Origin of the sequence: Pseudomonas sp. IT-P171, from assembly GCF_949767765.1 — a bacterium.
Classification (GTDB): domain Bacteria; phylum Pseudomonadota; class Gammaproteobacteria; order Pseudomonadales; family Pseudomonadaceae; genus Aquipseudomonas; species Aquipseudomonas fluorescens_B.
Genome location: NZ_CATKQN010000059.1, coordinates 31,971 through 45,398, shown reverse-complemented (window position 1 = coordinate 45,398; position 13,428 = coordinate 31,971). Strand labels below are relative to the sequence as shown.

Sequence of the window (13,428 nt, the reverse complement as noted above, 5' to 3'; positions counted from 1 at the left end):
TTGAGAAAGAGAAGTAATGCTCTTCAAGGGTGCACAGTGAGAACTGCGACACGCTGTCGCGCCCGCTTGCGGCAGCCGCGCCCCCGTTGACGATCAAACCTGCGGACTAATTATTTCAAGACGCCATCCGTTCTCATTGGTGAATGGCTCCGGGCGTACGCCCCGGCCAAAACAGCATTCCCAATGCCTTGCGCGGTCGGCGAAGACCGCGTCCTGCATGCCCCTGAAGGGGCGTGACGTCAGAAAACCGATTCCATTTGCAAGCCGAATTCAGGCAGGAAACCTCATGACCGACGCGTTCGAAATACCTGGCACACTGGTCCAAGCCCTTCAGCGCCGCGCGGCCCTGACGCCGGATCGGGTGGCCTTGCGTTTTCTCGCCGAAACCCCGGATCAGGCCGTAGTGCTCAGTTATCGCGAGCTGGATCAACGGGCGCGCACCATTGCCGGTGCATTGCAGGCCGAGACGGATTTCGGTGATCGCGCGGTGCTGTTGTTTCCCAGCGGGCCGGATTACGTCGCGGCGTTTTTTGGTTGCTTGTATGCGGGTGTGATTGCGGTGCCGGCTTATCCACCGGAGTCGGCCAAGCGTCATCATCAGGAACGCCTGCTGTCGATCATCAGCGACGCCGAACCGCGCCTGCTGTTGACCAGCGCCGACCTGCGCCACGCGTTGCAGCACATCGATGGCGCGCCGCCGCTGCTGTGCGTCGACACCCTTGATGTCGCACTGGCGCAGCGTTGGGCCGAGCCGAACCTTGACGGCGATCACATCGCGTTCCTGCAATACACCTCCGGCTCCACCGCGTTGCCTAAAGGTGTGCAAGTCAGTCACGGCAATCTGGTGGCCAATGAATTGCTGATTCGCCAGGGTTTCGGCATCGACCTGAACCCGGATGACGTGATTGTCAGCTGGCTGCCGCTGTACCACGACATGGGCTTGATCGGCGGTCTGTTGCAACCGGTTTTCAGTGGTGTGCCGTGTGTGTTGATGTCGCCGGCGTACTTCCTCGGCCGGCCGTTGCGCTGGCTGGAAGCGATCAGCGAATACGGCGGCACCATCAGCGGCGGGCCGGATTTTGCCTATCGACTGTGCAGCGAGCGGGTCAGCGAATCGGCGCTGGAACGCCTCGACCTGAGCGGCTGGCGCGTGGCGTATTCCGGTTCCGAGCCGATTCGTCTCGACACCCTGGACCGTTTCGCCGAGAAGTTCGCGAGTTGCGGTTTCACCCCGGACAGTTTCATGGCGTCCTATGGATTGGCCGAAGCCACCTTGTTCGTCGCTGGCACAGCGCGTGGCGAAGGCATCGGCAATCTGCGGGTGGACGATCAGGCGTTGGCACAAAACCGTGCCGAACCGGGCGAAGGCAGCGCGATCATGAGTTGCGGCATCAGCCAGCCAGATCACGCGGTACTGATTGTCGAGCCATTGGCGCTCAACGAACTGGCCGACAACGCGATCGGCGAAGTCTGGGCCACCGGGCCGAGCATCGCCCATGGCTACTGGCGCAACCCCGAGGCCAGCGCCAAGACCTTCGTCCAGCTTGCCGGAAAAACCTGGCTGCGCACCGGTGACCTGGGTTTCATGCGCGACGGTGAATTGTTCATCACCGGGCGCCTGAAGGACATGCTGATCGTTCGTGGGCACAACCTGTACCCGCAAGACCTCGAGCAGACCGTCGAGCGTGAAGTGGAAGTGGTGCGTAAAGGTCGCGTCGCCGCGTTCGCGGTGAACATCGACGGTCAGGAAGGTATCGGCATCGCTGCGGAAATCAGCCGCAGCGTGCAGAAAATCCTCCCGCCCGAAGCGCTGATCAAAGCCATTCGCCAGGCGGTGGCCGAGGCATATCAGGAAGCACCGAGCGTGGTGGTGTTGCTCAATCCGGGCGCCTTGCCCAAGACCTCCAGCGGCAAACTGCAACGCTCGGCGTGCCGCAATCGCCTGGCGGAGGGCAGCCTCGACAGCTACGCGGTGTTCCCGTCGGCGAGCACTGAAAACGAGGCCACAATCGAGTCGGATTCCGAGCTGCAAACCCTGATCGGCCAGATCTGGTCCGAGCAATTGCAGGTCAAGCAGGTCAATGCCGATGACCACTTCTTCCTGCTCGGCGGCAACTCCATCGCCGCCACTCAAGTGGTGGCGCGCCTGCGCGAAGCGCTCGGTCTGGAGCTGAACCTGCGCTTGCTGTTCGAAGCGCCGACCCTCGGCGCATTCACCGTCGCGGTCGTGCAGCAACAACAGGACGGCGGCCTGGCCCAAGGCGCGATCAGCACGCTGTCGCGCAGCGAAGCGCTGCCGCAATCCCTCGCGCAAAACCGCCTGTGGATCACCTGGCAGCTCGACCCGCACAGCAGCGCCTACAACATTCCCGGCGCCTTGCGTTTGCGCGGTGAGCTGGACGAAGACGCCTTGCGCGCCAGTTTCCAGCAACTGATCGAACGCCACGAATCCCTGCGCACACGTTTCTTCGAGCGTGACGGTGTGGCGCTACAGCAGGTCGATGCCGCTGTCGAATTCAACCTGCAACGGATCGACATCAGCGATTTGCCCGTCGCCGAGCGTGAAGCCCGTGCGCAACAAATCCGCGAGGACGAAGCGCGTACCCAGTTCGATCTGGAAAAAGGTCCGTTGCTGTGGGTGACGCTGGTGCGCCTCGATGATGAAGATCACCAGTTGCTGGTGACGCTGCATCACATCATCGCCGATGGCTGGTCGCTGAACGTGCTGATCGACGAATTCTCGCGCCTGTATGCCGCTGCGTCCCAAGGGCAAACGGCAACGCTCGCGCCATTGCCGACGCAGTACGCCGACTACGGCAGTTGGCAGCGTCAATGGCTGGCGCAAGGTGAGGGCGAGCGGCAACTGGCCTACTGGAAAACGCAGTTGGGCGAGGAGCATCCGCCCCTGAGCCTGGCCACCGATCACCCGCGTTCGGCGCAACACCTGCACAGCGCCGCGCGCCACACCGTCCGGTTGAGCGCGACCCTCTGCGATGCGATTGGCCAGACCGCCCAGGCCCACGATTCCACCCCATTCATGCTATTGCTCGCGGCGTTCCAGAGCCTGCTGCATCGCTACAGCGGCCAGACCGACATCCGCGTCGGCGTGCCAAACGCCAACCGTCCACGCCTGGAAACCCAGGGCTTGATCGGCTTCTTCATCAACACCCAGGTGCTGCGTGCCGAAGTGGATTCACGGTTGCCGTTTGTTGAGTTGCTGGCGCAAACCCGACAGAGCGCGTTGGGCGCACAAGCGCATCAGGACCTGCCGTTCGAACAACTGCTCGAAGCCTTCCCGCAGGCCCGCGAACAGGGCTTGTTCCAGGTCATGTTCAACCACCAGCAACGGGACCTGAGCGCACTGCGTCGCTTGCCCGGCCTGCTCGCCGACGAACTGCCGTGGCACAGCCGCGAAGCCAAGTTCGACTTGCAACTGCACAGCGAAGAAGACCGTAACGGTCGCCTGAGCCTGTCCTTCGACTACGCCAGCGAACTGTTCGACGCCACCACCATCGAGCGACTGGCCGAGCATTTCAGCAACCTGCTGCGCGCCATCTGCGATCAACCGAAAACCGCCATCGGCGACCTGCAATTGTTGGCGCCCAGCGAACACGATCAGCAGGAAAACTGGAGCGCCGCACCGTGCACACCGGCCAGCCAATGGCTGCCGGAACTGCTCGGCGAACAGGCCCGCCTGACCCCGGAGCGTACCGCGCTGATGTGGGACGGCGGCAGCCTGGACTTCGCTGAACTGCACGCCCAGGCCAACCGCCTCGCGCATTACCTGCGCGACAAAGGCGTCGGCCCGGACGTGTGCGTGGCCATCGCTGCCGAGCGCTCGCCGCAGTTGCTGATCGGCCTGCTGGCGATCATCAAGGCCGGCGGTGCCTACGTGCCGCTGGACCCGGATTACCCCGCCGAACGCCTGGCCTACATGCTCAGGGACAGCGGCGTGGAATTGCTGCTGACGCAAACCCAATTGCTTGATCGCTTGCCGGCCATCGATGGCGTCAGCGTGATTGCCATGGATGCGCTGCACCTGGAGAACTGGCCGAGCCAGGCACCGGGTCTGCATCTGCACGGCGACAACCTCGCTTACGTGATTTACACCTCCGGTTCCACCGGCCAACCGAAGGGCGTCGGCAACACCCACACGGCCCTTGCCGAACGCCTGCAATGGATGCAGAACACCTATCGCCTGAACGATACCGATGTGCTGATGCAAAAAGCGCCGATCAGTTTCGACGTGTCGGTGTGGGAATGCTTCTGGCCGCTGATCACCGGTGCACGCTTGCTGATCGCCGGTCCCGGTGAACACCGCGATCCGCACCGCATCGCGCAGCTTGTTCAGCAATACGGCGTGACCACGCTGCACTTTGTGCCACCACTGCTTTCGTTGTTCATCGACGAGCCGCTCACCGCCGAATGCACCAGCCTTCGCCGTGTGTTCTCTGGTGGTGAAGCCTTGCCGGCGGAACTGCGCAACCGCGTTTTGGAACAGCTGCCGGCGGTACAACTGCACAACCGTTATGGCCCGACCGAAACCGCGATCAACGTCACCCATTGGCAGTGCAGCGCGGCCGATGGTGAGCGCTCGCCGATTGGCCGTCCGTTGGGCAACGTGATCTGCCGGGTGCTCGACAGCGACCTCAACCCGGTGCCGGCCGGTGTGCCGGGTGAACTGTGCATCAGCGGCATTGGCCTGGCCCGAGGTTATCTGGGCCGTCCGGGCCTGACTGCCGAACGCTTTGTCGTCGATCCGTTGAGCGAGCAGGGCGCACGTTTGTACCGCACCGGCGACCGTGCACGCTGGACCGCCGAGGGCGTGATCGAATACCTCGGCCGTCTCGACCAGCAGGTCAAAGTGCGCGGCTTTCGCGTTGAGCCGGAAGAAATCGAAGCGCGTCTGCTGGCTCAGAACGGCGTCGCCCAAGCGGTGGTGCTGGTGCGCGAAACAGCGGCCGGGGCTCAACTGATCGGTTACTACACCGCCACTGCAAACAGCGAAGCCGAAGACACGCAAACCGCACGCCTGAAAACTGCGCTGGCGGCCGAGCTGCCGGAATACATGGTCCCGGCACAACTGATGCGCCTGGGCGAAATGCCCCTCAGCCCCAGCGGCAAGCTCGACCGTCGCGCCTTGCCCGAACCCCGGTGGCAAGTGCGCGAACACGTTGAGCCGGTCACTGAGCTTGAACAGCAGATCGCCGCGATCTGGCGTGAAGTGCTGGGCTTGAAGCAGATCGGTCTGCGCGATGACTTCTTCGCCCTCGGCGGCCACTCGCTGCTGGCCACGCAAATCATCTCCCGCACCCGTCAGGCGTGCGACGTCGAGTTGCCGCTGCGAGCCTTGTTCGAAAACAGTGAACTGGGCGCATTCGCCGGGCAGGTCCGACAGATCCAGGCCAGCGGCAATACCAACAAGCAACCACCGATCGAGAAAGTCGACCGCAGCCAACCGGTGCCGCTGGCCTATTCTCAGCAGCGCATGTGGTTCCTCTGGCAGATGGAGCCGGACAGTCCGGCCTACAACGTCGGTGGCATGGCGCGGTTGCGCGGGGTGCTGGATGTCGGGCGCTTCGAGGCGGCTTTGCAAGCGCTGATCATGCGTCACGAAACCTTGCGCACCACGTTCCCGAGCGTCGACGGCGTGGCCCAGCAACGGGTGCACCCGGAAACCGGGATGCGCATGGACTGGACAGATTTCTCCGCGCTGGACACCGGCTTGCGCGAACAGCGGGTTCAGGCTCTGGCCGACAGCGAAGCTCATCAGCCCTTCGATCTGGAAACCGGGCCGCTGCTGCGCGCCTGTCTGGTCAAGACCGCTGAACAGGAACATTACCTGGTGCTGACCCTGCACCACATCGTCACCGAAGGTTGGGCGATGGACATTTTTGCCCGGGAACTCAGTGCGCTTTACGAAGCGTTCGTCGATGATCGCGAGTCGCCCCTGGCGCCGCTGCCGGTGCAATACCTCGATTACAGCGTGTGGCAGCGTCAGTGGCTGGAGTCCGGCGAACGTCAGCGTCAGCTCGACTACTGGATGGCCCAACTGGGCCGCGAACATCCACTGCTGGAACTGCCCGCCGACCGCCCGCGTCCAGCCTTGCAAAGTCATCAGGGCGAGCTGTTCCGTTTCGACCTGAGCGACGACCTCGCCGCACGGGTTCGTGCGTTCAATGCGCAAAACGGTCTGACCCTGTTCATGACCATGACCGCCGCGCTGGCGGTGCTGCTTTACCGCTACAGCGGCCAGGCAGACCTGCGCATCGGCGCGCCGGTGGCCAACCGTATTCGCCCCGAAAGCGAAGGGTTGATCGGTGCATTCCTCAACACCCAGGTGCTTCGGTGTCAGCTCGACGGGCAGATGTCGGTCGGCGAATTGTTCGAGCACGTGCGTCATACCGTGATCGAAGGCCAGTCCCATCAGGACCTGCCGTTCGATCATCTGGTGGAGGCGTTGCAGCCACCGCGCAGCGCTGCGTATAACCCGCTGTTCCAGGTGATGTGCAACGTGCAGCGCTGGGAATTCCAGCAAAGCCGCAGGCTCGCCGGCATGACTGTCGAGTACCTGGCCAACGATGCGCGGGCGACCAAGTTCGACCTCAACCTGGAAGTCACCGACCTCGATCATCGTCTCGGTTGCTGCCTGACCTACAGCACCGATCTGTTCGATGAACCGCGCATTGCGCGCATGGCCGGGCACTGGCGCAATCTGCTGGAAGCGTTGCTGGCCGATCCGCGACAGCGCCTCAGTGAGCTGCCGTTGCTCGAAGCCACGGAACAGCAAAACCTGCTCGACAGCCTTGGCGTCGAGCCGGGCGAACACCGACTGGATCAGTGCATCCATCACCTGTTCAGCGAGCAGGCCCTGGCGCGCAAGGATGCGCCGGCGCTGACGTTCGCCGGCGAGACCTTGAGTTACGCCGAACTCGACAGCCGCGCCAATCGCCTGGCCTGGATGCTTCGCGAACGCGGTGTCGGCCCGCAGGTTCGCGTCGGGCTTGCACTTGAGCGGTCGCTGGAAATGGTCATCGGTCTGCTGGCGATCCTCAAGGCCGGGGGCGCCTACGTGCCGCTCGATCCGGAATACCCGCTCGATCGCCTGCATTACATGATCGAAGACAGCGGCGTCGGTTTGCTGCTCAGCGATGCGGCGATGTTCAACGCCCTCGGCGAGCTGCCATCCACCGTCGCCCGTTGGTGCCTGGAGGACGATGCTGGGGAACTGGCCAATTACCCGACCACCGAACTGCCGTTCATCAGCTTGCCGCAACACCAGGCGTACCTGATTTACACCTCGGGCTCCACCGGCAAGCCCAAAGGCGTGGTGGTGTCCCACGGTGAAATCGCCATGCACTGCCGCGCCGTGATCGAGCGTTTCGGCATGCGCCCGGACGACTGCGAGCTGCACTTCTATTCGATCAACTTCGACGCCGCGACCGAGCGTTTGCTGGTGCCGTTGCTGAGCGGTGCTCAAGTGGTTTTGCGTGCTCAGGGTCAGTGGGACGCGGAAGAGATCTGCGGGTTGATCCGTCGCCATCACATCAACATCCTCGGTTTCACCCCGAGCTACGGCAGCCAACTGGCGCAGTGGCTGGCGACACAAGGCGAAACCCTGCCGGTGCGCATGTGCATCACCGGCGGTGAAGCGCTGACCGGCGAACATCTGCAGCGGATTCGCGCAGCGTTCAAGCCGAGTCTGTTCTTCAACGCCTACGGCCCGACGGAAACCGTGGTCATGCCGTTGGCCAGTCTCGCGCCCGAGCAGCTTGAAGAGGGCATGGGCAGCGTGCCGATCGGCAGCGTGATCGGTGCTCGCGTGGCGTACATTCTCGATGCCGATCTGGCGTTGGTGCCGCAGGGCGCGACCGGCGAGTTGTACGTCGGCGGTGCCGGCCTGGCGCAGGGTTATCACGACCGTCCGGGCATCACCGCGGAGCGATTCGTGGCCAACCCGTTCGTGGCCGATGGCGGGCGGATCTATCGAACCGGCGACCTGGTGCGTCAGCGCGCCGACGGGCTGGTGGAATACCTTGGGCGCATCGACCATCAAGTGAAAATTCGCGGTTTCCGCATCGAGCTGGGCGAAATCGAAACCCGTCTTCTGGAACATGAATCTATCCGCGAAGCCGTGGTGCTGGCGCTGGATGCGCCGAGCGGCAAACAACTGGCTGGCTATCTGGTGACGGAGGTCGCCGATCGGGACGACGCGCAACAAACCGAACTGCGCGACGCCCTCAAGGCTCATCTGAAATCGCAACTGCCGGACTACATGGTGCCCCCGCACCTGATCCTGCTGGCCAGCATGCCGCTGACCGCCAACGGCAAACTCGACCGTCGTGCATTGCCGGCGCCGGACCCTGAGCTGAATCGTCAGGACTATGTGGCGCCGAGCAATGAGTTGGAACTGACGCTGGCGCAGATCTGGTGCGACGTGCTGAACGTGGCGCAGGTCGGTCTCAACGACAACTTCTTCGAACTGGGCGGCGACTCGATCCTGTCGATCCAGGTGGTCAGCCGTGCACGGCAGCAGGGCATTCACTTCAGCCCGCGTGACCTGTTCCAGCACCAGACCGTACAGACACTCTCCGCTGTGGCGAGCCGCACCGAACAGGTCACGGCCGAGCAAGGTTTGCTCGCCGGCGAATCGCGTCTGACGCCGATCCAGCACTGGTTCTTCGACACCGACATGCCCGAGCGTCAGCACTGGAACCAGGCATTGCTGCTGGAACCGACCGTTGCGCTGGAACCTCATCGTCTCGAGCAAGCGTTGCTGGCGGTGATCGAACAGCACGATGCCTTGCGCCTGCGTTTCACTGAAACGGCGGGCGAATGGACGGCGGCGCACCAGAAGGTGGGCGGCGCGCCGGTGCTGTGGCAGGTGCGTGTCTCGGCGATGGATGAATGCGCGGCACTGTTCGCCGATGCCCAGCGCAGCCTCGACCTTGAACAGGGGCCGTTGATGCGTGCGCTGCTGGTCGATGGTCCCGAAGGCCGGCAACGGCTGTTCTTCGCGATCCATCACTTGGTGGTGGACGGCGTTTCCTGGCGCGTATTGCTCGACGATCTGCAAACGGTGTATCGCCAACTGGCGGCTGAACAGTCGGTCAAACTGCCGGCGAAAACCAGCGCCTTCAAGGATTGGGCTGCACGTTTGCAGGCGTATGCCGGCAGCGAATCCCTGCGTGAAGAGCTGAGCTGGTGGCAGTCGCAACTGGCCGGGCCGAGCGTCGAATTGCCGTGCGACCGGCCTGAAGGCGGCCGGCAGAATCGTCACGCCGACACCGTCAGCGTGCGCCTCGATAGCGAGTACACCCGGCAACTGTTGCAACAGGCACCGAGCGCCTATCGCACCCAGGTCAACGACCTGTTGCTGACGGCGCTGGCCCGGGTGCTGTGCCGCTGGAGCGGTCATGAGTCGGCGTTGATTCAACTCGAAGGCCACGGTCGCGAGACGCTGTTCGACGAGATCGACCTGACCCGTACCGTTGGCTGGTTCACCAGCGCTTATCCGTTGCGCCTGACACCGCTGAACATTGAAGAGGCCGCCGGGCAGGGCGCTTCGATCAAGGCGATCAAGGAACAACTGCGTGGCGTACCGCACAAAGGACTGGGTTTTGGCGTGCTGCGCTACCTCGCCGATGAACCGAGCCGTGAGGCCATGGCTGCGTTGCCAGTGGCGCCGGTCACCTTCAACTACCTCGGCCAGTTCGACCAGAGCTTCGGCGCGGACGCGTTGTTCCGTCCGCTCGATGAAGCCGTCGGCGCCGCCCACGATCCGAAAGCACCGCTGCCCAACGAACTGAGCGTCGACAGTCAGGTCTATGGTGGTGAGTTGGTGCTGCGCTGGACCTTCAGTGCCGAACGCCACGACGCGCAAACCATCTGCGAACTGGCGGACGCCTACCTCGGTGAATTGCAGAGCCTGATCGACCATTGCCTGCGTGACGAGGCGGGCGGCCTGACGCCGTCGGACTTCCCGCTGGCGAAGCTGACCCAGGCGCAACTCGATGCACTGCCGATCCCGGCCGCCGCCATCGAAGACGTCTATCCGCTGACCCCGATGCAGGAAGGCATGTTGCTGCACACCTTGCTCGAACCGGGCACCGGCCTCTACTACATGCAGGACCGTTATCGCATCAACAGCGAACTCGATCCGCAACGTTTCGCCGCGGCCTGGCAAGCGGTGATCGCCCGGCACGAAGCCTTGCGTGCGTCGTTCTGCTGGAACATCGGCGAAGACATGCTGCAAGTTATCCACAAGCCGGGCAGCACGCCAATCGAGTTTCTGGACTGGACGGCGATTGCTGACGCCGAGCAGGAACCGAAACTGCAAGCCTTGCTGAAAAGCGAGCGCGAAGCCGGGTTCGATCTGCTCAACCAGGCACCGTTCCACCTGCGTTTGATCAAGGTTGGCGAAGCACGCTACTGGTTCATGATGAGCAACCACCACATCCTCATCGATGCCTGGTGCCGGTCGTTGCTGATGGCGGATTTCTTTGAGATCTATACCGCGCTGGGTGACGGACGCGAAGCCAAACTGGCCGTGCCGCCACGTTATCGCGACTACATCGGCTGGCTGCAACGGCAGAGCCTGGCGCAAGCGCGGCAGTGGTGGAAAACCAACCTGCAAGGCTTCGAACGCACCACGCCGATCCCGAGTGACCGGCCGTTCCTGCGTGAACATGCGGGCGACAGCGGCGGCATGATCGTCGGCGACCGCTACACCCGTCTCGATGCCCGTGACGGTGCACACCTCCGTGAACTGGCGCAGGCCCATCAGCTGACCATCAACACTTTCGCCCAAGCGGCGTGGGCCCTGGTGCTGCGGCGTTTGAGCGGTGATCGCGACGTGCTGTTCGGCGTCACCGTGGCCGGCCGTCCGGTGGACATGCCGGAGATGCAACGCACCGTCGGGCTGTTCATCAACAGCATCGCGCTGCGGGTGAAAATGCCCGAGGACGATCAGCGTTGCAGTGTTCGCCAGTGGCTCAGCGGCTTGCTCGACAGCAACATGCAACTGCGCGAGTACGAATACCTGCCGTTGGTGAGCATTCAGGAAAACAGCGAGTTGCCCAAAGGCCAGCCGCTGTTCGACAGCCTGTTCGTGTTCGAAAACGCCCCGGTGGACGTCTCGGTACTGGACCGCGCGCAGAGCCTCAACGCGACCTCGGATTCGGGCCGCACCCACACCAACTTCCCGCTGACGGCGGTGTGTTATCCGGGTGATGACCTGGGCTTGCACCTGTCTTACGACCAGCGCTATTTCGACGAGTCGACCGTCGAGCGCATGCTGGGTGAGTTCAAGCGTTTGTTGCTGGCGCTGGTCGACGGTTTCCATGGCGACATGGCGGACTTGCCGCTGCTGGGGGCCGAGGAACAGGATTTCCTGATCCATGGCTGCAACCAGAGCGAACACGATTACCCGCTGGAGCAGAGCTACGTCGCGTTGTTCGAAGCGCAGGTCGCGCGGCATCCACAACGGATCGCCGCCAGTTGCCTCGACCGGCAACACACTTACGCTGAGCTGAACCAGCGCAGTAACCGCCTCGGCCATGGGTTGATCGCGGCGGGTGTCGGGCTGGATCAACCGGTGGCGTTGCTGGCCGAACGTAACCTCGACCTGCTCGGGATGATCATCGGCAGCTTCAAGGCGGGCGCTGGTTATCTGCCGCTGGACCCGGGGCTGCCGAGTCAGCGTCTGAGCCGCATCATCGACCTGAGCCGTACGCCGTTGCTGGTCTGCACGCAGGCCTGCCGTGAACAGGCTGTCGCGCTGCTGGAGGCATTCGGTTGCGCCAATCGGCCACGGTTGCTGGTGTGGGAAGAAGTTCAGGCGAGCGATGTTTCGGTGGCGAATCCGGGCCTCTACAGCGGTCCGGACAACCTCGCTTATGTGATCTACACCTCGGGTTCCACCGGTCTGCCCAAAGGTGTGATGGTCGAACAGCGCGGCATGCTCAACAATCAGTTGAGCAAGGTCCCGTACCTCAATCTCAGTGACACTGATGTGATCGCCCAGACCGCTTCGCAAAGCTTCGACATTTCGGTCTGGCAGTTCCTTGCCGCGCCGTTGTTTGGCGCGCGGGTGGACATCGTGCCGAACACCATCGCCCACGATCCACAGGGCTTGCTGGCGCACGTGTCGGCCCAGGGCATCACCGTGCTCGAAAGCGTGCCGTCGCTGATTCAGGGCATGCTCGCCCAGGAACGCATGCGCCTGGACGGCCTGCGCTGGATGTTGCCGACGGGCGAAGCGATGCCGCCGGAACTGGCGCATCAATGGTTGCTGCGCTACCCCGACATCGGGCTGGTGAATGCTTACGGACCGGCGGAATGCTCCGACGACGTGGCGTTCTTCCGCGTCGACATGGCCTCGACCCGCGGCAGTTATTTGCCGATCGGTACGCCGACCGACAACAACCGTTTGTACCTGCTCGACGGCGCGCTGGACCTGGTGCCGCTGGGGGCGGTGGGCGAGTTGTGCGTGGCCGGCACCGGTGTCGGGCGCGGTTATGTCAGCGATCCGTTGCGCACGGCGCAGGTGTTTGTGCCGAACCCGTTTGGCGAGCCGGGGGATCGTCTGTATCGCACCGGCGACCTGGCCCGGCGTCGCAGTGACGGCGTGCTGGAATACGTCGGGCGCATCGACCATCAGGTGAAGATTCGCGGTTACCGCATCGAACTGGGTGAAATCGAAGCGCGTCTGCACGAACAACCGGAAGTGCGCGAAGCGGCGGTCGGGGTGCAGGAAGGCGTCAATGGAAAGCATCTGGTCGGTTACCTTGTGGCGGCCGAATCGGCGCTCAATCCAGGCGAACGCCTGGAGCGCATCAAGCAACGCCTGCGCGCCGAACTGCCGGAATACATGGTGCCGCTGCACTGGTTGTGGCTGGAGCGGATGCCGCTCAACGCCAATGGCAAACTGGATCGCAAGGCACTGCCGGCGCTGGAGATCGGCCAGTTGCAGAGCCAGGATTACCAGGCACCGCGCAATGAACTGGAGCAGACATTGGCGGGCATCTGGGCCGAGGTATTGAAGGTCGAGAAGGTCGGTGTGCGCGACAACTTCTTCGAGCTGGGCGGGCATTCGCTGCTGGCGACGCAGATTGCCTCGCGGGTGCAGAAATCGCTGCAACGGGATGTGCCGCTGCGGGCGATGTTCGAGTGCAGCACGGTCGAGGAGCTGGCGGAGTACATCGACGGGTTGGCGGCGAGCGATATTACCGAGGAGAAGGTGGATCGGTTGAATGATCTGATGGCGGAGTTGGAGGGGCTGTAATTCTCTAGCGTCTGTGAGGCCTCATCGCTAGCAGGATAGCTCCCACAGGGTCAATGCTGACCTGTGGGAGCTAGCCTGCTAGCGATGGCGTGGTCATTTTCGACACGATTTGTGCGTTGACTGTAGATCCGACCCGTCGCAGT

1 protein-coding gene is annotated in these 13,428 nt (G+C 63.2%); it reads left to right on the top strand.

Going from position 1 to position 13,428, the window contains the following annotated elements; all coding sequences use genetic code 11:
• Positions 1-286 precede the first annotated feature (286 nt).
• A complete protein-coding gene (locus ACM6I5_RS27945; protein WP_414885102.1) occupies positions 287-13,285 on the top strand; it encodes a non-ribosomal peptide synthetase in 12,999 nt (4,332 codons plus the stop codon).
• Positions 13,286-13,428: the final 143 nt, after the last annotated feature.